Raw genomic sequence first — 24831 nt, forward strand, 5'->3', positions numbered from 1 at the left:
GAAATCCAGACTGAAAGCTAGCTGTATATCTTGATGTCGAGATACTTGCGAGGCCGATCATGACTTCCCCCGTCTGGGACCCTCAGCAGTACCTGCGCTTCGCCGACGAACGGACCCGCCCGCTGCGCGATCTGCTCGCCCGGGTCCCCGCCCTCCCGAACGAACCGGCCCCCACCGTCCTGGACATCGGGTGCGGGCCCGGCAACTCCACCGCCGTCCTGCGCGAACGCTGGCCCGGGGCCGGGATCACCGGCATCGACAACTCGGCCGAGATGCTCGCCGCCGCCCGGGGCGGGGGCGAACCCGGCGCCGACTACCTGCTCGCCGACGCGGGCGACTACGACCCGGCCGGGGCGGAGCCCGACGCGATCGTCTCCAACGCGACGCTCCAGTGGATCCCCGGGCACCTCGGGCTGCTGCCGCGCTGGGCCGGAGCGCTCCGGGCCGGCGGGGTGATCGCCTTCCAGGTGCCCGGCAACTTCGACGCGCCCAGCCACCTGGCCCTCGCCGAGCTGCGCCGGTCCCCCCGCTGGCGCGGACCGCTCGGGGCGGACGCCGTCCGGGCCGGTGTCCACGAGCCCGGTGCCTACCTGGACGCGCTCACCCGGGCGGGCTGCTCCGCCGACGTCTGGGAGACCACCTACAGCACCCTGCTCACCGGGCCGGACCCGGTGCTGGAGTGGGTCAAGGGCACCGCCCTGCGCCCGGTCCTGACCCGGCTCACCGACGAGGCCGAACGGTCCGCGTTCCTCGCCGAGTACGGGGCGCTGCTGCGCGCGGCCTACCCGGCCGGGCCGCACGGCACGGTCTTCCCGTTCCGGCGGATCTTCGCCGTCGGGGTGAAGCGGGCCTGACCACCGGGGTGGAGCGGGCCCGACCACCGGGGCGGAGCGGAGTGCGGCGGGCCTGGCCCCGGACGGCGCCGGGGCGGGGTCTCAGGCCTTGCGGTCTCCGACCAGCCTGGGGTGCCGCTCCATCCCCTCCAGGCCGTGCCAGGCCAGGTTCACCAGGTGGGCGGCCACCTCGGCCTTGTCCGGCTTGCGCACCTCCAGCCACCACTGGCCGGTCAGCGCGACCATGCCCACCAGCATCTGCGAGTACATCGGGGCCAGCCGCGCGTCGAAGCCCCGGGCCTTGAACTCCAGGCCCAGGATGTCCTCGACCTGGGTGGCGATGTCGCTGATCAGGGAGGCGAAGGTGCCCGTCGACTGGGCGACCGGGGAGTCCCGGACCAGGATCCGGAAGCCGTCCGTCGAGGTGTCGATGTAGTCCATCAGCGCGAACGCCGCCTGCTCCAGCAGCTCGCGCGAGTGCCCCCCGGTCAGCGCCCCCGTCACCATGTCCAGCAGCAGCTGCATCTCGCGGTCGACGACCACGGCGTACAGCCCCTCCTTGCCGCCGAAGTGCTCGTACACCACCGGCTTGGACACCCCGGCGCGCTCGGCGATCTCCTCCACCGAGGTGCCGTCGTAGCCGCGCTCGGCGAACACCGTGCGGCCGATCTCCAGCAGCTGCTCCCGGCGCTGCTTGCCGGTCATCCGCACCCGGCCGCCCCGCCGGCGCGGTGCCGACGCAGCGCCGTCCGCCCCGGCGGTGGCACGCGGACGGTCCTGCGCCGGGCCCGGCGCGGCGTCCGTCCGCGTGCTTCGGTGGCCGCCTGTGCTGTCTGCGCTGCTCCCGTTCACCCCTACATCATGCTGCAGGTGCGCCCTCATGCGGCGCGGCGGGCGGCGATCCGCTGCGCGTCCGGCCAGCGGACGTCCCGGACCCAGCCCGCCAGCTCGAACCAGCGGATCAGCCGGGCCGAGGAGTCGATCTGACCGCGCAGGACGCCGTGCCGGGCCGAGGTGGGGTCGGCGTGGTGCAGGTTGTGCCAGGACTCGCCGCAGGAGAGCACGGCCAGCCACCAGACGTTCCCGGAGCGGTCCCGGGAGCGGAACGGCCGGCTGCCGAGCGCGTGGCAGATCGAGTTGATCGACCAGGTGACGTGGTGCAGCAGCGCCACCCGGACCAGCGAACCCCAGAAGAAGGCGGACAGCGCCCCCTGCCAGGAGAGCGTCACCAGCCCGCCGACCAGCGGCGGCAGCAGCATCGACAGGGTGGTCCAGAGCCAGAACAGCCGGGAGATCCGCCTTATGGCCGGGTCGTCGATCAGGTCGGGCGCGTACTTGAGCTGCGGGGTCTGCTCCTCGTCGAAGAGCCAGCCCATGTGCGCCCACCACAGGCCCTTGAGCAGGGCGGGGACGGTCTCGCCGTAGCGCCAGGGCGAGTGCGGGTCGCCGTCCTTGTCGCTGTACCGGTGGTGCTTGCGGTGGTCCGCCACCCAGCGCACCAGCGGGCCCTCGATCGCCAGCGATCCGGCCACCGCGAGCGCGAGCCGCACCGGCCGGTTGGCCTTGAAGGCGCCGTGGGTGAAGTAGCGGTGGTAGCCGACGGTGATGCCGTGGCAGGTGAGGAAGTACATGACGGTGGCGATCGCGAGATCGGTCCAGCCGAGGCCCCACCCCCAGGCCACCGGGACGGCGGCGACCAGGGCGGCGAAGGGCACGGCGATGAACAGCCCCAGCGCGATCCGCTCGGCGGCGCCCTGCTGCTCCCCGCCGCGGGTGGCGGAGAGCAGCTGCGGGTCGGTGCCGTCGGCCGGGTCGCCCGCGGCGGCGGGTGCGGCCGGGGCGGAGCGTTCGGGGGTGTCGGGTCCGGGGGGTGAGGTATCGAGGGGGCGCGCGGAATCGGCGTGCGCCTCGCCGGCCTGGATGGTCATGGGTGTCCCTTGAAGGGGGAGAGGACGGAGGCTACGTGTGCGTAACCTACGGAATCGTAGGTTGTTCGCCGTCGCCGAGGGAATACGCCGCCGGGCGGCGCTTGAGTGAATTCACCCGACTGGATGGATGACCTGCCGCGCGCGGGAGGGCCCCCGGGGGAGAGCCGCGAGGAGGTAGATGTGACGGCCCATACCCCGTAGTCTTGGCGCAGCGCGCCCCCCTGTGACGGGAGCGGATGCGCCGGTCCCGGATCGTCTAAGGGCAGGACAGCTGGTTTTGGTCCAGCTTATGGGGGTTCGAATCCTCCTCCGGGAGCCATCTGCGGGCCGGTCGGCCCGGCCCGGTTCGTGGCGGCTCCGTGACGACTTCCGGGGCCGGGGGGCCGGAGATCCTCCGCGCACTATCCTCGAAGCCGCCGGGTCGCCGACGTGCGGGTCCCGTCCCCGGCTGCTCTGCCCTCCCCGTGTAACCGAATGAGGAGCCTCCCCCCGTGAGTGCCAATTCGCCTGCCGCCGTTGTCGTGCTCGCCGCCGGTGGCGGGACCAGGATGAAGTCGAACCGTCTGCCGAAGGTGCTGCACGAGGTGTGCGGGCGGTCGCTGGTCGGCCACGCGGTCGCGGCGGCGGAGGAGTTGACGCCCGGGCAGCTGGTCGTGGTGATCGGGCACATGCGGGAGAAGGTCGCCGAGCACCTGGCGGCGCATCACCCGGGTGCCCGGGCGGTGGTCCAGGCCGAGCAGAACGGCACCGGCCACGCCGTGCGCACCGCCCTGGAGACGCTGGCGGCCGACGGCGTCGAGCTCGACGGCACCGTGATCGTCACCACCGGGGACGCCCCGCTGCTGACCGGCGGGACGCTGCGCGCCCTGGCCGGGGCGCACGCCGAGCAGGGCAACGGCGTCACCGTGCTCACCGCCGTGGTCCCGGAGCCGTTCGGCTACGGTCGGATCCTGCGCGACGAGGCGGACGGCGCGGTCGCCGCGATCGTCGAGGAGAAGGACGCCTCGGACGCCCAGCGGGCGATCGACGAGATCAACTCCGGGGTCTTCGCCTTCGACGCCAAGCTGCTGGTGGGCGCGCTCGCCGAGGTCACCACGGACAACGCGCAGGGCGAGGAGTACCTGACCGACACCCTGGAGATCCTGCGCCGGGCCGGCCACCGGGTGGGCGCGGTGGTCGCCGCCGACTACCGGGACATTCTCGGCATCAACGACCGGGTGCAGCTGGCGCACGCCCGCCGGCTGCTGAACGACCGGCTGCTGGAGCGGGCGATGCGGGCCGGCGTGACCGTGGTGGACCCGGCGACCACCTGGTTCGACGTCCAGGTCTCCTACGAGCCGGACGCGGTGGTACTGCCCAACACCCAGCTGCAGGGCGCGACCCACCTGGGCGAGGGCTCCGAGGTGGGCCCGAACTCCACCCTCAAGGACACCCGGATCGGCGCCGGCGCCCGTGTGAGCAACACCACCGCGGACGGTGCCGAGGTCGGCGAGCTGGCCACCGCCGGCCCCTACGCCTACCTGCGCCCGGGGGCCCGGCTGGCCCGCAAGGCCAAGGTCGGCACCTATGTCGAGGTCAAGAACTCGGAGCTGGGCGAGGGCGCCAAGGTGCCCCACCTCTCCTACATCGGCGACGCCACCATCGGCGAGGGCACCAATGTCGGCGCGGCCTCGGTCACCGTCAACTACGACGGCGTCAACAAGCACCGCACGGTGATCGGAGCGCACTGCCGCACCGGCTCCGACAACATGTTCATCGCCCCGGTGACGATCGGCGACGGCGCCTACACCGCGGCCGGTTCGGTGATCACGAACGATGTGCCGGCCGGCGGCCTGGGGGTGAGCCGGGCGCAGCAGCGGAACATCGCCGGCTGGGTCGAGCGCAAGCGCCCCGGGACCACGTCCGCGCAGGCCGCCGCGGCGGCTGCGGAGGCCGCCGCCGAGGTCCCGGCGGAGGGCTGAGCGGAGGGGCGGTGGACCGGCGGACGGTCCCGGGGCGGACGGTTCGGGCGCGGGCGCGTAACCTTGGGGTCATACGTGCGCCATAGGGCCTACCGCCCGTGTCCCGGCGTACCGACCATTCCCCCGACTCCACTCACCGGCTGGCGGAAGCCTGCCCTCGGTGCGGACGGGACCGGTGTCAGCAACGCGAGGAGACGGTGGCAGTGAGCGGGATCACGACGTCGGGCGAGAAGAAACTGAAGCTCTTCTCCGGCCGTGCCCACCCGGAGCTGGCGAGGGAGGTGGCCGCGTCGCTGGGGACCGAACTGGTTCCGACCAAGGCCCTCGACTTCGCCAATGGTGAGATCTACGTCCGCTTCCTGGAGTCGGCGCGTGGCGCCGACTGCTTCGTGATGCAGAGTCACACGGCTCCGATCAACCAGTGGATCATGGAGCAGTTGATCATGATCGACGCTCTGAAGCGGGCCTCCGCCCGGAGCATCACCGCGATCCTGCCGTTCTACGGGTACGCCCGCCAGGACAAGAAGCACCTGGGCCGCGAGCCCATCTCGGCCCGGCTGGTCGCCGACCTGCTGCGCCAGGCCGGCGCCGACCGGCTGATGGCCGTGGACCTGCACACCGCGCAGATCCAGGGCTTCTTCGAGGGCCCGGTGGACCACCTGTTCGCGCTGCCGCTGCTGGCCGACTACGTGGGCGAGCGGGTCGACCGCGCCAAGCTCACCGTGGTCTCGCCGGACGCCGGCCGGGTGAAGGTGGCCGACCAGTGGTGCGACCGGCTGGACGCCCCGCTGGCGATCATCCACAAGCGCCGGGACATCACCCAGGCCAACACCATCCTGTCGGCCGAGGTCGTCGGTGACGTCCAGGACCGGGTCTGCGTCCTGGTGGACGACATGATCGACACCGCCGGCACGATCTGCGCCGCCGCCGACGCGCTGTTCGAGAGCGGCGCCGCGGACGTCCTGGTCGCCGCCACCCACGGGGTGCTCTCCGGCCCGGCCGCGGACCGGCTGAAGAACTCCCGGGTCAGCGAGTTCGTGTTCACCAACACCCTGCCGACCCCGGCCTCGCTGCAGCTGGACAAGATCACCACGCTGTCGATCGCCCCGTCCATCGCGGCCGCGATCCGCGAGGTGTTCGAGGAGGGTTCGGTCACGAGCCTCTTCGAGGGCGTGCACTGATCCAGGCCCCAGGGCGGCGCCCCCGGTCCCTTCGGGGCCGGGGGCGCCGCCGATTTCGCGAGAGGCCGAGGTAGCGGTTAGACTCGTGAAACTGCTCGGCGAGGGATGCCGTGCGCCCGCTTCGCGGGTGCCCGATCCGTGATCGACGCGCTGCCGGCTCCGGTAATCCGGGCTTCCGGCAGAGTCGTTGCGCCGCCGAGTGACCCCCGTTATGAGGGTGTGGTCCCGGCGGTTTTTCGCGTTGCCTGCACCCCCGCGCCAGCTTTTTACGAGGAGTGCAGTCGTGTCCGAGATCCGCCTTGCCGCTGAGTCCCGCAACGAGTTCGGCAAGGGTGCCGCCCGTCGCGCCCGCCGCGCCGGCTTCGTCCCCGGTGTTGTCTACGGCCACGGCCACGCGCCGGTTCACCTGAACCTGCCCAGCCACGAGCTGATGATGGCCCTGAAGACCCCGAACGCCCTGCTGGTCGTGCCGATCGAGGGCAAGGACGAGTTCGTGCTGCCGAAGGCCGTCCAGCGCGAGGCCATCAAGCGCACCATCGAGCACGTCGACCTGCTGCTGGTCAAGCGCGGCGAGAAGGTCACCGTCGAGATCCCGGTCCACACCGAGGGCGAGCTGGCCCCGGGCGGCAACCTGCTGGAGCACGTCCTGCAGGCCCTCCCGATCGAGGCCGAGGCCACCCACCTGCCCGAGTCGGTCACCGTCTCGGTCGAGGGCCTGGAAGCCGGTGCCTCGATCACCGCCGGTGACATCGAGCTGCCCAAGGGCACCACGCTGGCCGTCGAGGCCGACACCGTCGTGCTGCAGGTCATCGGCGCCCAGGCCTCGCAGGCCGACGCCGACGCCGCCGAGGCTGCCGAGGCCGGCGCCGAGGCCTGAGCCTCGCACACAGCCTGATACCGCTGCCCCGGCCGCTCCTCTGGAGCGGCCGGGGCAGCGGCGTGTCCGGGATGATGGCGGTGAACATGACCACGAGGAGCGGTGGCCCGGTGAGCGGGCGCGGCGAGCGAACGGTCGAGAGGTGCGCGCGGGCGGATGCCCTCGCCGAGCGGAGCGGGACGGGCGCATGAGCGACGAATCGTACGAAGGGCCCTGGCTGGTGGTGGGCCTGGGCAACCCCGGGGAGCAGTACGCCCGGAACCGGCACAACATCGGCTTCATGGTGGTCGACCTGCTGGCCGAGCGGATCGGTGCCAGGTTCAAGGCCCACAAGAGCCGGGCCCAGGTCGCCGAGGGGCGGCTGGCGGGCCGGCGCGTGGTCCTGGCCAAGCCGATGACGTTCATGAACCTCTCGGGCGGCCCGGTCACCGCGCTGCGCGACTTCTACAAGGCGCCCGCCTCCGCGCTGATCGCCGTCCACGACGAGCTGGACATCGACTACGCGGCCCTGCGGCTGAAGACCGGCGGCGGCGACAACGGCCACAACGGGCTGAAGTCGATCACCAAGTCCCTCGGCCCCGACTACCACCGGGTGCGGTGCGGGATCGGCCGGCCGCCCGGCCGGATGGAGGTCGCCGACTTCGTGCTCAAGGACTTCTCCAGCACCGAGCGCAAGGAGCTGGACTGGTTCGTGGACCGCTCGGCGGACGCCGTGGAGGCCCTGCTGACGGAGGGGCTGGAGCGGGCCCAGTCGACGTACAACTCCTGACCCGGAGTCAGGGATCCGTTCGCCGGGGGTCGGGCGGTGGTCGGGCCGCACAACAGTCGTACAACTTCTGGCCGTTTAAACCTGAACAGGTGTGAGAAGTCGGTACGCATCGGATAGCGTCGGGACTGTACGCGAACAGGGTCTGGGGAGTTCTCGATGCGGAGTTTGCGGCCGGTCCGGCGGTTTCGGCGGATCCGGGTGGTACGGCTGAGGAAGCTCGGACGGCGCGTGGGCAAGGCCGGTGCGCTGGGCACCGCGGGCGCGCTCGGCGCCGCCGGGGTGCTGCTGGGCGGGGCCGGTCCGGCCCACGCCGACCCGGTGTCCGAGCCCGGACCGGGTGTGGTGTCCCCGGAGCCGGTCTCGGCGCAGCTCGACCTCGACCTCGATCTCGGCCCCGTGCTCGGCAGCTCGGTCGGCGGTGACGCGGGCCTGATGGCCGTCGGCGGCGGCCTGGTCGTGGTGGCCGGCGGCGCGGCCCTGTGGGTCCGGCGCCACCGCGCGGGCGACGCCGGGGAGTAGGACGCCGGGGAGCGGTCGCCGGAGGCGGGACGCCTGAAGTGGGACGCGGTCCGGAGGGGCCGGGAGCCGGGACGACCGGATCCCGGCCCCTCCGGCTTTTTCCGCGGGCCGTGTCATCCGTTTCCGTCCCGCCGTGCGTCCTGTTGGCATGAAGCGGGAATCGATGCGGTCGGGGGGCCTTGCCGAGGGCACCCGGCAGGACGCGTTCGACGAGTTCGTCTCGGCGCGGTACCAGGCCCTGCTCCGCGGCGCGTTCCTGATCACCGGGGACATCCACGACGCCCGGGACCTGCTGCACGACGCCCTGTCCCGGGTGTACGTGCGGCGCGGGGCGATCCGCGACCCGGGCGCGGCCGAGGGCTACGTCCGCCGGACGATGGTCCGCACCCATGTGTCGCGGTGGCGGCGGACCCGTCGGGAGGTGCTGACACCCCTGCTGCCGGACGCCCCGGCGGCCCCGGTGGACCCGCGCGACGAGGAACTCGACGCCGCGCTGCGGTCGTTGCCGCCCCGTCAGCGCGCGGCGGTGGTGCTCCGGTACTACGCCGACCTGTCGGTGGCCCAGGTGGCCGAGGAGCTCGGCTGCTCCCCGGCGACGGCCAAGACGCATCTGGCACGGGCGATGAGGACGCTTCGACAGGAGCTGGCACCGGTGAGGGAGATGGTGGGTCATGACGGCCGATGACACGGGCAGGGAACCGGACGCCGGGGGCCCGTCGGAGCGGGACCGGTTCGAGCGCGAGCTGGTCGTCCGGCTCGGGGCGCGGGCGGGCGGCCTGGACGGCGGCCCGCCGCTGTCCGAGCTGCGGCGGGCCGGACGGCGACGGGCCCGGCGGCGGCTGGCGGTGCGGTCGGGCACGGCGGCCGCGGTACTGGCCCTGGGCACCGGGATGGTGGCGCAGTTCGGCGGTCCGGCCGACAGCGCGGAGGCGGTGGGGCCGGTGGCGCTGCGGCCGACCGGCGGCGCCGCGACGGGGCCGGCGGCGGGCGCCGTGTCGCCGTTCCCGTCCCGCCCGTCGCGGCTGCCGGCCTCCGGCTCGCCCTCGTCGTCGGGACCGGACCACCTGGGGGGGTTCTCGATCTGTCCGGAGGGCCCGGCCTCGCTGCGCCTGGTCCGCTGGGCGGAGATGACGCCGACGCCGTCGGACTGGTCGCCGCCGCCCCCTCGGTCCACCCCGGCGACCAGGTCGCCGGACCCCTCGTCGAGCACCAGCGGAGGCGAGACCAACCGCCACGTGGTCGAGGTGCAGTCCGAGATCAGGACGGTCACGGCGGCGCGCTACCCGGACCAGTACTTCGGGACCTGCGTCGACCTGTTGACGAACGAACTGTGGGTGCAGCGCGTCCCCGGGGGCGACCTCGACCAGCAGGTGACGGCCGCGGTGCCGCACCTGGGCGTGACCATCCATTTCGCGGACGTGCCGGCCTCGCGCCGGCACTACCTGGAACTGATGACCCGGATCAAGGAGACCGATCGGGACTACTGGGCGGCCAAGGGGGTGACGGTCCGGGAGGTCCGGCTCTCCGAGGACGGCGCCGGGGTGTCCGTGCTCACCGATCAGGCGGACGCCGCGCGGGCCGAGGTACTGGCCCGGTACGGCGCCGAGGTCATCGAGGTGCGGCCGGTCGGCTGACCGGCACGGGGGAGGGCCCCGCGGCGCGTGCAGACGCGCCGCGGGGCCCTGTGGTGTCCCGGGGTACCGGTCAGCCGGTGTTGCGCAGGCCGGCGGCGATGCCGTTGACGGTCAGCAGCAGCGCGCGGGCGCGCAGCGGGTCCTCCGTGCGGCCGGTGGCGGTCTCCTCGCGCTGCCGGCGCAGCAGCGCGACCTGCAGGTAGGAGATCGGGTCGAGGTAGGCGTCGCGGACCGCGAAGGTCTGCTTGAGCACCGGGTTGTGCTCCAGCAGCTCGCTCTCCCCGGTCAGCCGCAGGACCTCGCGCAGGGTGAGGTCGTGCTCGGCCTGGATCTGCTCGAAGACGTGCTGCAGTTCGGCGGGCACCAGCTGCTCGACGTAGTGGCGGGCGATCCGCAGGTCCGTCTTGGCCAGCGTCATGGCGACGTTGGAGAGGAAGTTGCGGAAGAAGTGCCACTGGCCGTACATCTCGTCCAGCACGTCGCCCAGGCCCGCCTCGCGGGCGGCGGCCAGGCCGGCGCCGACGCCGTACCAGCCGGGGACGATCTGGCGGGACTGGGTCCAGCCGAACACCCACGGGATGGCCCGCAGACCGTCCAGGCCGGCACCCGAGTCGGGGCGGCGGGACGGGCGGGAGCCGAGGTGCAGCGAGGCGAGCTGGTCGACCGGGGTGGCGGCGAAGAAGTACTTCGGCAGGTCCTCCTGCTCGACCAGGGCCCGGTAGGAGGTGTGCGCGGCCTCGGAGACCCGGTCCATGGCGGCGTCCCAGCGGGCCAGCTCCTCGGGGGCCTGGCGCGGGGAGGTGTGCAGCGCGGAGGCGGCCAGCGTGGCGGAGATGGTGAGTTCGAGGTTCTCCCGGGCCAGCGAGGGCAGCAGGTACTTGTCGGAGATGACCTCGCCCTGCTCGGTCACCTTGATCTCGCCCTCCAGGGTGCCCCAGGGCTGGGCCAGGATGGCCTCGTGCGAGGGGCCGCCGCCGCGGCCGACGGTGCCGCCCCGGCCGTGGAAGAGCCGCAGCCGGATGCCGTACCGGTGGGCGACGTCGCGCAGCCGGCGCTGGGCGCGGTGGATCTCCCACTGGGAGGTGGTGATGCCGCCGAACTTGGAGGAGTCGGAGTAGCCGAGCATGACCTCCTGGACGTCGCCGCGCAGCGAGACGAGCAGTCGGTAGGAGGGGTCGGACAGCATCTCGTCGAGGATCCGGTCGGCCTGCTGGAGCTCGTCGGTGGTCTCCAGCAGCGGCACGATGCCGATCTTGGCGATCCCGGCGTGCAGGTCGATCAGGCCGGCCTCGCGGGCCAGCACGGTGGCGGCGAAGACGTCGTCGGCGCCCTGGCACATCGAGATGATGTAGGACTCGACGATCTCGTCGCCGAACCGTTCGAAGCCCTCGCGGACGGTGGTGAAGACGCCGAGGGTCTTGGCGCCGGCGGGGTCCAGCGGGGCCGGGCTGGGGGCGAGCGGGCGGCGCGAGCGCAGCTCCTTGGCGAGCAGCCGCTGGCGGTACTCGCGCGGCATGTCGGCGTAGCGCCAGGCCTCCTCGCCGAGCCGGTCGAAGAGCTGGCCGAGCGCGTGGTGGTGGGCCTCGGCGTGCTCGCGGACGTCCATGGTGGCGAGCTGCAGGCCGAACGCCTCGACGGTGCGGATGGCGCGGGCGAGCCGGCCGTCGGCGATCAGCCCGCCGCGGTGGGCGCGCAGGGAGTCCTGGATCAGCCGCAGGTCGGCGACGAGTTCGCGGGTGCCGAGGTAGTCGCGGCCCGCGATGTGCGGGGTCCCGCCGGCCAGCCGCTCGCGGGTGTTCTCCAGCTTGAGCCGGATGCAGGTGGCCTTGAGCCGGTACGGCTCCTCGGCGTTCATCCGCTTGTAGCGGGGGCTCAGTTCGGGCAGCAGCGCGAGGTCGGCGTTGAGCGAGGCGACCAGCTCGGGGGAGGCGCCGGCCAGCCGCTCCGAGGTGGAGAGGGTGCTGCGCAGGTCGTCGATCGCGGCGAGGGCGTCCTTGATGCCGTACTCGTGCTGGAGGTTGAGGACGTCCCAGGTGACCTGCGGGGTCACGTTGGGGTTGCCGTCGCGGTCGCCGCCGATCCAGGTGCCGAAGGTCAGCGGGCGGACGCCCTCGGGCAGCTCCAGGCCGACCCGGGCGAGCTCCTCCTGGAGCTCCTCCAGGACCTGCGGGACGGCGTCGCGGTAGAGCTCGTCCAGGTAGTAGACGGCGTTGCGGGCCTCGTCGGTGGGCTCGGGGCGGGCGATGCGCAGCTCGTCGGTCTGCCACAGCAGGTCGATCACCTCGGCGAGGCGCCGGTCGGCCTGGCGGCGGGCGGAGGAGGTGCGGGCCGGGTCGGCGTGCGAGAGGCCGGCGGCGAGTTCCTCGCGGTGGATGCGGTCGAGCAGCTCGCCGATCCGGCGGAGCTTGTTGAGGACGCTGCGGCGGGCCGCCTCGGTCGGGTGCGCGGTGAAGACCGGCCGGACGGCGAGGTGGGCCAGGGTGTCCTGTAGGTGCTTGGGGTCGGCCTCGGCCAGCTGGTCGGCGGTCTGCGCGAGCAGCGAGCCCTCGCGGGCGCGGCGGGTGGCGAACTCGCGGCCGCGGTGCACCTGCTCGGTGACGTTGGCGAGGTGGAAGTAGGTGGAGAAGGCCCGGACCAGCTTGGCGGCGGTGTCCAGGTCGATGTCGGAGAGCAGTTCGGCGGTGGCCTCGCCGTTGGTGCGGCTGAGCAGTCGGACCTGTTCGACCAGGCCGAGCAGCTGGGGGCCTTCCTGGCGGACCAGGGTTTCGCCGAGCAGGTCGCCGAGGCGACGGATGTCCGCGCGCAGCGCGGCGTTGTCGGCGTCGACGGGGGTCGGGCTGTCCGCCGGGCTGGGGACCGGAGCGGTCACGGCTGGCTCCCTCGGGGTGGTGGGGTGTTCGGCAACGGCTCATCGTCACAGGGGCGTCCCGTGTGTGGCGGGTGTGACGCGTGCGGACCGCGCTGTCCGACGCGACCAGCATAGGTGTCGGGAGGTGCGCTGTCCGCGAAGTGGCCGGATGGCGGACAGCCATGCCCCGGGACCGTATGTGGTCTGGACCACTTGCGGTCGGGGTGGAGGTTGCCGGGAAGTGCGGGGGGAGTGGCCCGGCGACTGTCCGGGAGCGGTCGGGGGAGGCGCCGGGCCAGGTGTCGGGAAAGCCGTCGCGGGGCGTGTCCGGCCGCGACCCGGTGGGGCCGGGGCAGGGGCGCGCCGTAGTCTGTGGGGCATGAGCAAGTCGCCTGGGGAGCGCGCGCGGGGCCGGTCGTCGTTCTTGTGGTGGCCGAGGCGGCGCAGCGCCCTCCTGGACGCCGGACTCGCCGCCGTGGCGGCGCTGGAGTGCGCGGCCAGCTCGGTCACGTACATCGGCGGCCGGATCCACCTCCACCTGGCGGCCGAGCTCGGGATCGCGCTGTTCGGCGCGATGGTCGGCGCCAGCCTGGTGGTCCGCCGGCGCTGGCCCGCCGTGCCGGTGGTGGTGGCGCTGATCGTGATGCCCGGGGTGCCCGGCATGGTGCTGCTGCTGGTGGCGCTGTACACGCTGGCCGCGACCTGGGAGTGGCCCTCGCGCCGCCGTCGGGTGGTGGCGCTCTCCGCGCTCGCCTACGCCGAGACCGCCGGGGTGATCCTGCTCTCGATGGTCGACCCCGGCGATTCGACGATCGAGCAGCCGCCGTTCTGGGGCCAGCTGGTGCTGGCGCTGCTGGTGGCCGCCGGCGCGACCGTGGCCCCGGTGGTGACCGGCCTCTACGTCGGGGCGCGGCGGCGGCTGATCGAGTCGCTGAAGGACCGCGCGCACGGCCTGGAGACCGAGCTGGACCTGCTGGCCGAGCAGGCCAGGGAGCGCGCCCGCCGGGCCCGGCTGGAGGAGCGCACCCGGATCGCCCGGGAGATGCACGACGTGGTGGCGCACCGGGTCTCGCTGATGGTGGTGCACGCCGGGGCGCTGGAGCGGATCGTGGCCAAGGACCCGGAGCGGGCGGCGCAGAGCGCCAAGCTGATGGGCGAGGTCGGCCGGCAGGCGCTGAACGAGCTGCGGGAGATCCTCGGCGTGCTGCGGATGTCCGAGGAGAGCGCGGTCGAACCGGACTCGCTGACCGCGCTGCCCCGGCTGGTCGACCAGTCCCGGGCGGCCGGCATGGCCGTCACCCTGACGGTCAGCGGCAGTCGGCAGGAGTTCACCGGCGAGGCCGAGCAGACCGCCTACCGGGTGGTGCAGGAGGGGCTGACCAACGCGCACAAGCACGCGGGCGGGGCCCAGGTGTCGGTGCTGCTCGCGTACGCGCCGAACGGCGTGCGGGTCAGTGTGGTGAACGCCTGCCCGGGCGGCGAGCGGGCCTCGGCCGCGCTGCCCAGCGGCGGCAACGGGCTGGTCGGGATGCGCGAGCGGGTGGTCGCGCTCGGGGGCACCTTCTCGGCGGGGCCGGAGCGGGACGGCGGCTTCCGGGTGGAGGCGGTCCTGCCGTCCCGGCTGGCGGTCCGCGAGGACCGCCTGGTCTAGGGCGTTCTCCGGGTCATCGGGCGTCCTCGGCGGTGCGCAGCCGTTCCGGGGCGGTGCCCAGCACCAGGGCGGAGATCGCCCGGTCGACGCTGTCGCCGAGGTACCACTCGCCGGTGTGGTCCAGGCTGAAGACCCGGCCCTCCTCGTCGATCGCCAGCAGCGCCTGCCCGTACGCCTCCTCGCCCAGCGGGGCGATCCTGGTGTCCAGGGCGCGGCCCAGGTCGGCCAGGGTGCGGGGCTGGTGCAGGCCGCACAGCGGGTCGACCAGGAACGGGGTGCGGGCCAGCTGCCGGCCCGGCCCGGCCAGGTCGAAGGCGAGGCCGCCGAACTCGGCCCAGGCCTCCACCGCCGCCGGGAACACCGCGTGCGGGACGTCCGTCGGGCCGCCGTGGCCGGCCAGGGTGTCGGCCCACTCCTCGGCCTGCCGGATCTGCCAGCGCCCGGGGTGCCAGCCGGCCGCCTTCAGCTCGGCGGCGACGTCGGCCGGGAAACGCGGGCGGGTCCGCGGCGCGGGCGCGGCGAGGGTGGCCGGCGGCGGCGGGGGCGGGCTGGGCGGGTTCAGGACGGGCTCCGGTGGTTCGGGGACGGGGGACGGTCGGCGCGCCGGGCGGTCGGCGCGGGCCGGGCGCGGCGGCCGGCGGGTCAGCCGGCGGCGGCCGGGCCGACCGCGACGCTCTGGACGGTGAAGTGCTCCAGCAGCGGTGCGCAGGAGCGGCACGGCGGAGCGTGGGTGCCGTGGGCCGGATCGTGCTCCTCGCGGATCCGGACCGTGGTCAGCCGGGCGCCCTTGAGCGCCTTGCGGGCCTCGTGCAGGCTCATCGGCTTGCGGGCCGCGCGCTTGGAGCGCCGACCGTCCACCGAGGCCAGGTACTGGGAGAGCAGGACCGCCTCGGGGCAGCGCCCGGTGAAGCGCTCGCGCTGCTCCAGCGGCAGCGCGCCGAGGAACTCGCCGACCAGCGGGTGCAGGGCGGGGCCGAGGTCCGACTTGGCGCCGGCCAGGGTGTGCACCTCGCCGCCCTTCAGCGACAGCGCGGCGGCGACGGCGGGCAGCAGGCTGTCGCGGTGGTGGCGCAGTAGTGGCGGTCCGGCCGGTTGCCCCGTGCTCATGGCGTCGTTCTCCTCCTCGTCTTCCCGCCGGCGTTCCCGTACGTTCTCCCGCTCGCCCTCCGCGTGGTGCAGGGGCCGACAGGGGTCAGCCTGTCAAACGACACTGACAACCGCACAACCGGGGTGCGGGGCACGGCCGGTCGGACCCGGTCCGGAGGCCCTGGCGGTGGACGGTCACGCGACGTTGGCCGGATCCGCACGGCATCGTCACGACTCGTCCCCGGGTTTCCCGAATCCGCCCCCGGGCGACTGTGGCGGCCGGTAGCGTTCCAGCAGGCGGGCCGAGGGGACGGGCGGTCCGGTGGGGTCGCCGGTCGAAGTGGCAACTCCTTTGCCTGCCGTGGTCGTTGTGGTCGGAGGGGCTGGGGGGCCCGGGCCGTGCGCCCGCGAGCCGGTGCCCGGCTCCACACAGCAAGGGGGGTCTTGCGATGACTGACACGGAAACCGCCAACGAGGCGCCCGGCGAACACGTACCCACACCCGGCGCGCCGCCGCAGCCCGCACCGGGGCGCCGGATCGGGATCGCGGTGGTCGGGGCCGGCTACTGGGGTCCGAACCTGGTCCGCAACGCGCAGCAGACGCCGGCGCTGCGCCTGCACTGGCTCTGCGACCTGGACCCGGCGAAGTCCCGCCGGGTGCTCGGCGAGTACAGCACCGTCCGGTCCACCACCTCCTTCGAGGAGGTGCTGGCCGACGAGCGGGTCGCCGCGGTCGCGGTCGCCACTCCGGCCGCCGCGCACTACCGGCTGGTCAGGGCGGCGCTGGAGGCCGGGAAGCACGTCCTGGTGGAGAAGCCGATCACCACCTCCGCCGCGGAGGCCGCCGAACTGGTGGAGCTCGCCGAGCAGCGCGGGCTGGTGCTGATGTGCGACCACACCTTCTGCTACACCCCGGTGGTGCGCCGGATCCGCGAGCTCGTGCACGGCGGGGAGCTCGGCGACATCCAGTTCTTCGACTCGGTGCGGATCAACCTCGGGCTGGTCCAGCCGGACGTCGACGTGCTCTGGGACCTCGCCCCGCACGACCTGTCGATCCTGGACTTCGTCCTGCCACCGGGGGTGGAGCCGGTCGGCGTCTCCGCCCAGGGCGCCGACCCGATCGGCGCCGGGCGGTCCTGCGTCGCCTACCTGACCGTCCGGCTGAGCAACGGCGCGCTGGCGCACTGCCACGTCAACTGGCTCTCGCCGACCAAGGTCCGCACCACCATGATCGGCGGCTCGCGGCGCACCCTGGTCTGGGACGACCTCAACCCGCAGGCCCGGCTGGCGGTCCACGACCGGGGGGTGGACCTCACCCCGCCGGACGAGCTGACCGACGCGATCCGCCACCAGGCCCTGATCTCCTACCGGGTCGGCTCGATGGTCGCCCCCGCCCTGGTCGAGCAGGAGGCGCTGCGCAACGTGATGGCCGAGTTCGCCGCCGCCATCACCGAGGGCCGGGCCCCGCTCACCGACGGCCGCTCCGGCCTGCGGGTGCTCCAGCTGCTGGAGGCGGCCTCGCTCAGCCTCGAACTCGGCGGCGCCACCGTCCCGGTCGGCGTCGGCCTGGACTCCGAGCTGTCCGGGCCGCCCGGGCCGGCCGCCGGCCACGAACTGCCCGCCGGGCGCGACCTGCCCGGCCCGTCCGCCATGTCCGAAGCTCAGGAAAGGGCCGCCACGCGGTGAACGCTGTACAGATCGAGGGCTCCCGCTGCCTGGTGACCGGCGGGGCCGGCACCATCGGCTCCACCGTGGTGGACCAGCTGATCGAGGGCGGCGCCCGCGAGGTGGTCGTGCTCGACAACTTCGTCCGGGGCCGGCAGGCCAACCTCGCGTACGCCCGCGAGATCTCCGCCCCCGGGCAGCTGCGGGTGGTGGACGGCGACATCCGCGACCGCGCCCTGCTGCGCGAGCTCCTCGACCCGGGCACCGACCTGCTCTTCCACCTGGCCGCGATCCGGATCACCCAGTGCGCCACCGAGCCCCGGCTCGCCCTGGAGATCATGGTGGACGGCACCTTCGACGTGGTCGAGGCGGCCGCCGAGGTCGGCGTCGGCAAGGTGATCGCCTCGTCCACCGCCTCCGTCTACGGCCTCGCCGAGGTCTTCCCGACGCCCGAGAACCACCACCCGTACAACAACGACACCCTGTACGGGGCGGCCAAGGTCTTCAACGAGGGCCTGCTGCGCTCCTTCCACGCCATGTCCGGCCTGGACTACGTCGCGCTGCGCTACTTCAACGTGTACGGGCCCCGGATGGACGTGCACGGCCGGTACACCGAGGTGTTCATCCGCTGGATGGAGCGGATCGCCGCCGGACAGCCGCCGCTGATCTTCGGCGACGGGACCCAGACGATGGACTTCGTCTACACCGAGGACATCGCCCGGGCCAACCTGCTGGCCGCCGCCGCCCCCGTCACCGACCGGGTCTACAACATCGCCAGCGCCAGCGAGGTCTCGCTGCGGGGCCTGGCCGACGCCCTGCTCACCGCGATGGACCGGAACGACCTGGACGTCGAGCACGGCCCGGCCCGGGGGACCGCCGGCGGCGTGGTGCGGCGGCTCGCGGACATCGGCGCCGCCGAGCGCGACCTCGGCTGGAAGCCCGAACTGGGCCTCGACGAGGGACTGCGCCGACTGGTCGGCTGGTGGCGCGAGCAGTAGCCGTTCCGGGCCCGGCCGAGTGTCCGCGCCCGGCCGGGCGTCCCGTCCACCGAGCACGTCCACCGATCCCGTTCACCGATCACGTCGACCGATCCCGTTCACCGATCACGTCCGCGCCACGTTCGGAGCACGCCTGTGTCCAGCATCCCCGTCATGATCCCCTGGCTCGGCGAGGAGGAGGCCGAGGCCGCCGCCGAGGCGGTCCGCTCCGGCTGGGTGGCCCAGGGCCCCCGGGTCGCCGCCTTCGAGCGGGCCTTCGCCGAGCACCTCGGCGTCGAGCACGCCGTCGCGGTCTCCTCCTGCACCACCGCGCTGCACCTGGCGCTGATCGGCGCGGGCGTCGGTCCGGGGGACGAGGTGGTCGTCCCCTCGCTCTCCTTCGTCGCCACCGCCAACGCCGTCACCTACGCCGGTGCGGTACCGGTGTTCGCGGACGTCGACCCGGCCACCGGCAACCTCACCGCCGCCACCGTCGAACCGCTGCTCACCGGGCGGACCAGGGCGGTGATCGCGGTCGACCAGGGCGGGGTGCCGGTCGACCTGGACGGCATCCGGGCCGCCGTCGGGCCCCACGGCGTCACCGTGGTCGAGGACGCCGCCTGCGGGGCCGGCTCCGAGTACCGGGGCCGTCCCGTCGGCGCGGGCGCCGAACTCGCCGCGTACTCCTTCCACCCGCGCAAGCTGCTCACCACCGGCGAGGGCGGCATGGTCACCTGCCGGGACGGCGAACTAGCGGCCCGGCTGCGGCGGCTGCGCGAGCACGGGATGAGCGTCTCGGCGGCCGACCGGCACGCGGGGGCCGGCGGCGCGAGCGTGCTGGAGACCTACGACGAGATCGGCTTCAACTACCGGATGACCGACATCCAGGCCGCCATCGGCCTGGTGCAGCTGCGCAAGCTGCCCGCCATGGTCGCCCGTCGGCGCGAACTCGCCGCCCGCTACCGGGAACTGCTCGCCGGCACCGGCGTGCGGCTGGTCGACGACCCGCCGCACGGCACCACCAACTACCAGTCCTGCTGGGTGCTGCCGCCGGACGGCGCCCCCGACCGGGCCGAGCTGCTGGTCCGGCTCGCCGAGGCCGGCGTCTCCGCCCGGCGCGGCATCATGGCGGCCCATCTGGAGGCCCCGTACAAGGGGACCGCCCGGGTCCCGCTGCCCGCCACCGAGCTGCTCACCCGGCGTTCGCTGATCCTGCCGCTGCACCACGCGCTGACCGAGGAGCAGCAGGACCGGGTGGTGGCCGCCCTGCGGTCCGCGCTCGGCTGAGGCCGCCGGCCCGCTGCGCCTCCGTTCCACCGCTCCGTCCGTTCCGCCGCTCGTCCGTACCTCCGTTCCGCTGCTCGCAGGTTCCGTACCGACAGGTTCCGACCGGCCCAGGGAGACCACAGGATGACCACCGACCAGCCCGTTCCGCTCGTCGACCTCGCCGCCGCGCACGCCGAGATCGAGGCGGAGGTCAGGGCCGGCTTCGACCGGGTGCTCGCGAGCGGCGGCTACATCAAGGGGCCGGAGGTGGCCGGCTTCGAGGAGGAGTACGCGGCCTTCTCCGACGCCAGGCACTGCGTCGGCGCGGCCAACGGCACCGACGCCCTCGAACTGGCCCTGCGCGCCCTGGACCTGCCGCCCGGCGGCGGCGTGGTGCTGCCCGCCAACACCTTCGTCGCCACCGCGGAGGCCGTCCAGCGGGCCGGTCTGCGCCCGGTCCTGGTCGACGCCGACCCCGACCACCTGCTGATCGACCCGGCCCGGGTCGCCGAGGTGCTGGCGGACGCGGTCGCGCTGCTGCCGGTCCACCTCAACGGCCAGCTCGCCCCGATGGCCGCGCTGCTCGACCTGGCTGGCGACCGCCCGGTGGTGGAGGACGCCGCGCAGTCCCAGGGGGCCCGGCAGGACGGCCGCGCCCGCCACGGCCGGATCTCCGCCACCAGCTTCTACCCCGGCAAGAACCTCGGCGCCTACGGCGACGCGGGGGCCGTGGTGACCGACGACGACGACCTGGCCGCCTCGGTCCGGCTGATCGGGGACCACGGCTCGGCCCGCAAGTACATCCACGAGCGGTTCGGCTTCAACTCCCGGATGGACGCGCTCCAGGCCGTCGTGCTGCGCGCCAAGCTGCGCCGGCTGCCAGCCTGGAACGAGGCCCGCCGGGCCGCCGCCGCCCGCTACGACGCGCTGCTCGCCGGTCTGGACGGCATCACCCCGCCGCGCACCGCGCCCGGCAACGAGCACGTCTGGCACCTGTACGCGGTCCGGGTCGCCGCGGGCGGCGCCCGCCGGGACGCGCTGCTCGCGGCGCTGAACGCGGCCGGGATCGGGGCGGGCGTGCACTACCCGGTGCCGGTCCACCTGCAGCCGGCCTTCCGGCACCTCGGCCGCGGCGAGGGGGCGTTCCCGGTCGCCGAGCGGGCGGCGGCGGAGCTGCTGACCCTGCCGCTGTTCCCGCAGATCACCGCCGGGCAGCAGGAGCGGGTGGTGGAGGCGCTGGCCAAGGCACTGGCGGCCTGAGCCCGCCGCCACCGCTCTCCCGCCCCGACTCCACCGCTCTCCCGCCCCCGCGCCTGCCCGCTTTCCCGCCCCGCCGGTGACCGCCCCGTGCCCTGCCGGTGGCCGTCCCGTGTCCGGCCGGTGCCGGTCCGCGTCCGGTCCCACCGGGCGGGGGACCGGTCCGCGGGCGTACCCCCTACGCTGTTTCCCAACAAGCGCACCGAGAATTTGCAGCAGCCAGTGGGGGCTCCCAGATGACGACAGGTCGGCCCGGCGTCGCCGCCGCACCGAACGCGGCGTACGCAGGTCAGGTGGTGCAGTTCCCGGATCCGGTCCGCGCCGAGCGGCACCCCGCCGGGGTCCGGGTGGACGAGCACGGCCACCCGGACTTCGGCCCGTACGCCGCCGCGGCGGCCGAGGTCGCCGACCCGCCGGCCGGTTTCGGCGTCGACGAGCTCCGGCTGACCGACTACGTCTCGGCCAACGCCGCGCTGTTCACCCAGGGCCACCCGCTCTGGGCCGACCTTGACACCGCCGTCGCCACCCCGCCCGGCTGGACCTGGCACCACGTGGCCGGCCGGGCCGCGCCCGGCTGGCGGCGGATGGAGCTCGTCCCGGTCGAGGTCAAGGCGATGCTGCGGCACCACGGCGGACTCGCCACCTCCTCCGCCGACCACGGTCGGCGCGGCACCCGCCCGTTGCAGGAGAAGCGGGCGGTGCACTTCCCGCTCGCCCTCGACGGCAGCGACCCGATCGGCGTCCCCGAGGACCTCGTGCAGCGGGCCGAGCAGCGCTTGGGCTACCGGTTGCCGGGCGCCTACCGGACCTTCCTCAAGCTCGGCGGCGGCCGCGTCCCGGCCGGGGTGGCGCTCGACCCGGACCTCGGGCTGCTGGTCGACCAGCCGTTCCTGACGCTCACCGAGGAGTACGGCACCGAGGACGTCGTCTACGCCAACAAGTGCCTGCGGGACCACTTCACCAAGGACTACCTGGGCATCGCCTACGCCCAGGGCGGCATCCTGGCGCTGAAGGTGCGCGGCGACCGGATCGGCTCGGTCTGGCTCTGCCTCTACGACGACGCCCGCGACACCGGCGCCCCGGAGCCCCCCGAGGACCGGGTCGAGCGGCTGCTGCTGCCCTGCGGGGACGACTTCGACGCCTTCCTGCTGCGGCTGGCCGGAAGCCCGCCGGAGCTGGAGACGGTGGCCGAGCTGATGGTGAACGGCGGGTTCGCCCGGGCCGTTCCGGTGGGCTGACGTGGCGTTCGCGGTGGAGCGCAGGACGGGCCGGGAGACGGACCGGCCGGTCGTCGACGGTGTGGAACGAGCGGGGACGATGAGGACAGGGGTGAACCGGGCGTGGTGACGTACGCGCAGGCGCAGGAGCTCGCCGAGGAGTGGATCAACGGCGGGGTGTCCCGGGAGCGGCAGCGCGAGGTGCGGGTCCGGGAGTTCGACCTGGGCTTCGTCTGCTGGGCGGTGCAGTCCGCCGAGGGCGGGTCCGAGGCCGAGGGGGAGGCCCGGCTGGTGATCGCCCGGGACTCCGGTGCGAGCACCCTGTGGCCCGCGCTGCCCGTCAACGAGGTGGTCCGGCAGTACGAGGAGACGTACGGTCGGCCGGTCGCGGCCAACCCGGCCGGGGCGGCCAGGCCCGCGCCGGGGCCGGTGGAGGCGACGTCCTTCCTGCTGAGCCCGCCGCAGTGGCTGCAGGAGGCCGGGGAGGCGGCGCTCGCCGCCGAGGCGGAGCGGCTGAGTGCCCCGGCGGCCGCCGGGACGCCGGCGTCGGGAGTGCCGGTGGCAGGCGCTGAGCCCGCCGCTTTCACCGCTCCCGCCGCTCCGTTCGAGCCGTCCGAGCCGGCCGTCCGGCCGGTGGCCCCGCACGCCCCGCCGCTCGATCCGGCGCCCCCCGTGCCGCCGAGCCCGGGGGTCCGGTTCGGGCGGGCCGACACGCCCGGGCCCGCCGTCCTGACCACACCGCCGGTCTCCGAGCGCCCCGCCGGGGACGCGCCGACCATGCTCGCCCCGCCGCCCGGCCACGAGGAGCCGGCCGGCCCGCCCTCGTACGGCGCGGGCGTCGAGGCGGCCACCGTCCTGCTGCCCGACGGGCTGCGGACCAACGGCGCCGGGCTGTCCGGCGAGCCGAGGGCCGGTTCCGAGGCGGCCACCATGCTGCTGCCCGAGGGCGCTCGGCCGGGTCTTGCCGGTCTGCCGGGCGCGCCGGATGGTCCGGGTGCGCCGGGTGGTCCGGGGACGCCGGTGCCGGGGACTCCGGTGCCGCCGTCGCTTCCGCCGGTGGTGGAGCCCGCGCCGACGCTGCTGGCGCCGCCGGACGGTCTGCCAGGCCTCGCCGGTCTGCCGGGTGCGCCCGGTGGTCCGGGTACGCCCGTGCCGGGGACTCCGGTGCCGCCGTCGCTTCCGCCGGTGGTGGAGCCCGCGCCGACGCTGCTGGCGCCGCCGGACGGTCTGCCCGGCCTCGCCGGTCTGCCCGGTGCGCCCGGCGGCCCCGGCACGCCCGCCCCGGGAACGCCCGTCCCGCCGCCCGCCGGACCGGGGGTCGAGCACGCCGCCACCATGCTGGCCTCGCCCGACGGCCTGCCCGGACTGGCGGGCCTGCCGGGTGCGCCCGGGGCCCCGGTCCCGCCGCCGGTCGGCCCGCCCGCCGAGCCCGCGCCGCCCGGCGCGCTCGGCCGCGCCCCCGGCTCCGCCCCGCCGCCGCCCCCGCCCGCCGCACTGCGCGGCGGAGCGGCCGGGCCCGGCGCGGGCCCGGCGCCCGTCGCGCTCGGCCGCAACCCGGGTTCGGCCCCGCCGCCGCCCCCGCCCGCCGGGCTGCGCGGCGGCTCCGGCCCGGCGGCCCCCGCCGGTTCCGGTGGCCGAGGCGCCTCCAGCGCCCCGCCGCCCCCGCCGCCGGCCGGTCTGCGCCCCGCGGACGCCCCGGCGGCACCGCCCGCCGCCGCCGCGCCCGGCGGGGTGGCGTACGAGCGCACCCAGCTGGCGGGCGCGATCGACCCGGGCACCCCGCCGTCCGGCGGCCCCGCCGTCCCGCCGCCGCCCGCGCCCGGCGCCTCCGTCGCGCCCGTGGCCGGCTACGGCTACCCGGCCGGGCCCGCGCCCGCCGCCCCGGCGCCGGTCGCCGCGCCCGCGCCCGTCCCGCCGGCACCCGTCCCCGGACCGCCGCAGGGCGCCCCCGTGCCGCCCGGTGTGCCCGCGGTCGGCCCGGGCTACTTCGCCGCGCTCAGCTACCGGGGCCCGGACGGGTCGGAGCAGAAGCTGCTGCACCGCAGCGAGCCCGGCACCCCGCACCCGGAGTGGAAGATCCTCCAGGACCTGCGGCGGCTGAACGTGCCGCCGGAGCAGGTGCTGGAGCTCTACACCGAGCTGGAGTCCTGCGACCTGCCCGGCGGCTACTGCCACCGGATGATCGCCGCCTCCTGGCCGAACGTCCGGCTCACCCACACCGCCGACTACGGCCGGGAGCACCACTCCCGGCAGGCCGGCATGGCCCAGCTGCTGGACCACCTGGACGAGCTGCACCAGCTGGCCTCCGGCCCGCAGCGGGTCCGGCCGTTCCGGGTGCCGCTGCCCGCCCCGGGCACCGTCCCGGCGCCGCAGCCGGTCCCGCCGCAGCAGCTCGGCCAGGAGCTCGGCCAGGCCTTCGGGGCGAACGTGTTCCGCTTCGAGCAGCGCGCGGTGGCCCGGCAGGGCGTTCCCGAGCCGGTGGCGCAGACGCTGATGTGGGCGGGTCTGCCGCGCGAGTTCGGACCGTTCTTCTGGGCGCAGGCCCAGGAGGGCCGGCCGATCCCGACGCTCGCCGAGCTGGCGGCCGAACGGGGCCTGGCGGGCAGTACCGACTTCGGCGGTTACCTGGTGCTGGGCAACGACTACGGTCGGCAGCTGTGTGTGCAGTACGGCACGGCGCACGTGGTCGCGATGGATCTCGAAGGAACCGGGGAGCCGCCCCGGTTCGTCAACACGGGTGTACCGGAGTTCGTCCGCGCGCTGGCCCTGCTGGGCCGGATGTGGCGGCTGCGGTACGGGCTGACCCCGGACCAGGCCGGTCGCTGGACGACCGACTTCCAGGCTCAGTTGGCCGCGATCGACCCGGCTGCGCTCCAGTCCGCGGACACCTGGTGGGCCGTGCTGCTGGAGCAGTTCTGGGACGGCCTGCTCTAGCGGGCGGCCCCGGAACGACGCAGGTGGCCGGGGGCCGTTCCGAGGTCCGGAACGGCCCCTTCGGCGTACCGGTGCGGCGGTGCCTCATTGGGGTTTCGCCATGATCTGCGCAAAATAGGTCAAGAGGATGGTCGCAATCGTCCATCCTCGACATGTTTCGATCCGTTCGACGTTCGAATCCCGACCGGGTTTGCCGACCCGGTTCCCGAGCGGACCGATCCGTCCGATC

Annotated in this window: 20 protein-coding genes and 1 tRNA gene; 16 read left to right on the forward strand and 5 right to left on the reverse strand. The window is 74.6% G+C overall.

Annotation, left to right across the window (positions count from 1 at the left end):
- Nucleotides 1–59: 59 nt before the first annotated feature.
- Nucleotides 60–854 (forward strand): methyltransferase domain-containing protein, encoded by a 795-nt coding sequence (locus OG715_RS25115; protein WP_266271179.1) that lies wholly within the window; start codon nucleotides 60–62, stop codon nucleotides 852–854.
- Nucleotides 855–935: 81 nt separating this feature from the next.
- On the opposite strand, the gene OG715_RS25120 is transcribed toward OG715_RS25115, so the two are convergent.
- A complete protein-coding gene (locus OG715_RS25120) occupies nucleotides 936–1538 on the reverse strand; it encodes a TetR/AcrR family transcriptional regulator (RefSeq protein ID WP_045941403.1) in 603 nt (200 codons plus the stop codon).
- 173 nt (nucleotides 1539–1711) lie between these two features.
- The gene (locus OG715_RS25125; RefSeq protein ID WP_266271180.1) at nucleotides 1712–2761 is read right to left on the reverse strand and encodes an acyl-CoA desaturase; all 1050 of its coding nucleotides are present in this window, start codon (nucleotides 2759–2761) and stop codon (nucleotides 1712–1714) included.
- A gap of 245 nt (nucleotides 2762–3006) precedes the next feature.
- Here OG715_RS25125 and OG715_RS25130 point away from each other — a divergent pair.
- The 8 genes from OG715_RS25130 to OG715_RS25165 all read left to right on the forward strand — a co-directional run bounded on the left by OG715_RS25130 (nucleotide 3007) and on the right by OG715_RS25165 (nucleotide 9702).
- Nucleotides 3007–3080: transfer RNA gene (locus OG715_RS25130), tRNA-Gln, on the forward strand.
- A 172-nt stretch (nucleotides 3081–3252) separates the two neighbouring features.
- Nucleotides 3253–4722, forward strand: coding sequence for a bifunctional UDP-N-acetylglucosamine diphosphorylase/glucosamine-1-phosphate N-acetyltransferase GlmU (glmU, locus tag OG715_RS25135; protein ID WP_266271181.1), 1470 nt, complete (start codon nucleotides 3253–3255; stop codon nucleotides 4720–4722).
- Between the two features lie 203 nt (nucleotides 4723–4925).
- Nucleotides 4926–5903, forward strand: coding sequence for a ribose-phosphate diphosphokinase (locus tag OG715_RS25140; protein WP_266271182.1), 978 nt, complete (start codon nucleotides 4926–4928; stop codon nucleotides 5901–5903).
- 283 nt (nucleotides 5904–6186) lie between these two features.
- The gene (locus OG715_RS25145; RefSeq protein WP_266271183.1) at nucleotides 6187–6780 is read left to right on the forward strand and encodes a 50S ribosomal protein L25/general stress protein Ctc; all 594 of its coding nucleotides are present in this window, start codon (nucleotides 6187–6189) and stop codon (nucleotides 6778–6780) included.
- 187 nt (nucleotides 6781–6967) lie between these two features.
- Complete coding sequence (pth, locus tag OG715_RS25150) at nucleotides 6968–7549, forward strand: aminoacyl-tRNA hydrolase (protein ID WP_266271185.1); 582 nt, start codon at nucleotides 6968–6970, stop codon at nucleotides 7547–7549.
- A 228-nt stretch (nucleotides 7550–7777) separates the two neighbouring features.
- Nucleotides 7778–8068, forward strand: a complete 291-nt coding sequence (locus OG715_RS25155) for a hypothetical protein (protein ID WP_266271186.1) — start codon at nucleotides 7778–7780, stop codon at nucleotides 8066–8068.
- A gap of 148 nt (nucleotides 8069–8216) precedes the next feature.
- Nucleotides 8217–8753, forward strand: coding sequence for a SigE family RNA polymerase sigma factor (locus tag OG715_RS25160; protein WP_266271187.1), 537 nt, complete (start codon nucleotides 8217–8219; stop codon nucleotides 8751–8753).
- Nucleotides 8740–9702 carry a hypothetical protein gene (locus OG715_RS25165; protein ID WP_266271188.1) on the forward strand — a complete coding sequence of 321 codons (963 nt, stop codon included), beginning with the start codon at nucleotides 8740–8742 and terminating at the stop codon, nucleotides 9700–9702. The genes OG715_RS25160 and OG715_RS25165 overlap by 14 nt, the downstream gene beginning before the upstream one ends.
- 70 nt (nucleotides 9703–9772) lie before the next feature.
- Here the strand turns inward: OG715_RS25165 and ppc are convergent, their stop codons facing one another.
- Nucleotides 9773–12571 (reverse strand): phosphoenolpyruvate carboxylase, encoded by a 2799-nt coding sequence (ppc, locus tag OG715_RS25170; RefSeq protein ID WP_266271189.1) that lies wholly within the window; start codon nucleotides 12569–12571, stop codon nucleotides 9773–9775.
- Between the two features lie 358 nt (nucleotides 12572–12929).
- Between ppc and OG715_RS25175 the strand changes: the two genes are divergently transcribed.
- Complete coding sequence (locus OG715_RS25175; RefSeq protein WP_266271190.1) at nucleotides 12930–14201, forward strand: histidine kinase; 1272 nt, start codon at nucleotides 12930–12932, stop codon at nucleotides 14199–14201.
- A 13-nt stretch (nucleotides 14202–14214) separates the two neighbouring features.
- Here the strand turns inward: OG715_RS25175 and OG715_RS25180 are convergent, their stop codons facing one another.
- Both OG715_RS25180 and OG715_RS25185 read right to left on the reverse strand, forming a co-directional pair.
- Nucleotides 14215–14763 (reverse strand): SUKH-3 domain-containing protein, encoded by a 549-nt coding sequence (locus OG715_RS25180; protein ID WP_327075416.1) that lies wholly within the window; start codon nucleotides 14761–14763, stop codon nucleotides 14215–14217.
- A gap of 80 nt (nucleotides 14764–14843) precedes the next feature.
- Nucleotides 14844–15308, reverse strand: coding sequence for a YwqJ-related putative deaminase (locus OG715_RS25185; RefSeq protein ID WP_266271191.1), 465 nt, complete (start codon nucleotides 15306–15308; stop codon nucleotides 14844–14846).
- Between the two features lie 428 nt (nucleotides 15309–15736).
- On the opposite strand from OG715_RS25185, the gene OG715_RS25190 reads away from it, so the two are divergent.
- From OG715_RS25190 to OG715_RS25215, 6 genes are all read left to right on the forward strand, one after another.
- A complete protein-coding gene (locus tag OG715_RS25190) occupies nucleotides 15737–16972 on the forward strand; it encodes a Gfo/Idh/MocA family protein (protein ID WP_266271193.1) in 1236 nt (411 codons plus the stop codon).
- Complete coding sequence (locus OG715_RS25195; RefSeq protein ID WP_266271194.1) at nucleotides 16969–17949, forward strand: NAD-dependent epimerase/dehydratase family protein; 981 nt, start codon at nucleotides 16969–16971, stop codon at nucleotides 17947–17949. The genes OG715_RS25190 and OG715_RS25195 overlap by 4 nt, the downstream gene beginning before the upstream one ends.
- A gap of 153 nt (nucleotides 17950–18102) precedes the next feature.
- A complete protein-coding gene (locus OG715_RS25200; RefSeq protein ID WP_266271195.1) occupies nucleotides 18103–19215 on the forward strand; it encodes a DegT/DnrJ/EryC1/StrS family aminotransferase in 1113 nt (370 codons plus the stop codon).
- A 123-nt stretch (nucleotides 19216–19338) separates the two neighbouring features.
- Entirely contained in the window at nucleotides 19339–20454 is a 1116-nt protein-coding gene (locus tag OG715_RS25205) for a DegT/DnrJ/EryC1/StrS family aminotransferase (protein WP_266271196.1), read from the forward strand.
- 233 nt (nucleotides 20455–20687) lie between these two features.
- Entirely contained in the window at nucleotides 20688–21689 is a 1002-nt protein-coding gene (locus tag OG715_RS25210; protein ID WP_266271197.1) for an SMI1/KNR4 family protein, read from the forward strand.
- A 105-nt stretch (nucleotides 21690–21794) separates the two neighbouring features.
- Nucleotides 21795–24602, forward strand: a complete 2808-nt coding sequence (locus OG715_RS25215) for an SUKH-4 family immunity protein (RefSeq protein ID WP_327064161.1) — start codon at nucleotides 21795–21797, stop codon at nucleotides 24600–24602.
- Nucleotides 24603–24831 lie beyond the last annotated feature (229 nt).

It is taken from the genome of Kitasatospora purpeofusca (genome assembly GCF_036010405.1).
GTDB classification, from domain to species: domain Bacteria; phylum Actinomycetota; class Actinomycetes; order Streptomycetales; family Streptomycetaceae; genus Kitasatospora; species Kitasatospora purpeofusca.

Excerpts from the sequence above, each read along its gene's own strand:
- OG715_RS25115 (WP_266271179.1), top strand. The coding sequence starts at position 60 with ATGACTTCCCCCGTCTGGGACCCTCAGCAGTACCTGCGCTTCGCCGAC.
- OG715_RS25120 (WP_045941403.1), bottom strand. The coding sequence starts at position 1,538 with ATGACCGGCAAGCAGCGCCGGGAGCAGCTGCTGGAGATCGGCCGCACG.
- OG715_RS25125 (WP_266271180.1), bottom strand. The coding sequence starts at position 2,761 with ATGACCATCCAGGCCGGCGAGGCGCACGCCGATTCCGCGCGCCCCCTC.
- pth (WP_266271185.1), top strand. The coding sequence starts at position 6,968 with ATGAGCGACGAATCGTACGAAGGGCCCTGGCTGGTGGTGGGCCTGGGC.
- OG715_RS25160 (WP_266271187.1), top strand. The coding sequence starts at position 8,217 with ATGAAGCGGGAATCGATGCGGTCGGGGGGCCTTGCCGAGGGCACCCGG.
- OG715_RS25165 (WP_266271188.1), top strand. The coding sequence starts at position 8,740 with ATGACGGCCGATGACACGGGCAGGGAACCGGACGCCGGGGGCCCGTCG.
- OG715_RS25175 (WP_266271190.1), top strand. The coding sequence starts at position 12,930 with ATGAGCAAGTCGCCTGGGGAGCGCGCGCGGGGCCGGTCGTCGTTCTTG.
- OG715_RS25185 (WP_266271191.1), bottom strand. The coding sequence starts at position 15,308 with ATGAGCACGGGGCAACCGGCCGGACCGCCACTACTGCGCCACCACCGC.
- OG715_RS25190 (WP_266271193.1), top strand. The coding sequence starts at position 15,737 with ATGACTGACACGGAAACCGCCAACGAGGCGCCCGGCGAACACGTACCC.
- OG715_RS25200 (WP_266271195.1), top strand. The coding sequence starts at position 18,103 with ATGATCCCCTGGCTCGGCGAGGAGGAGGCCGAGGCCGCCGCCGAGGCG.
- OG715_RS25205 (WP_266271196.1), top strand. The coding sequence starts at position 19,339 with ATGACCACCGACCAGCCCGTTCCGCTCGTCGACCTCGCCGCCGCGCAC.
- OG715_RS25210 (WP_266271197.1), top strand. The coding sequence starts at position 20,688 with ATGACGACAGGTCGGCCCGGCGTCGCCGCCGCACCGAACGCGGCGTAC.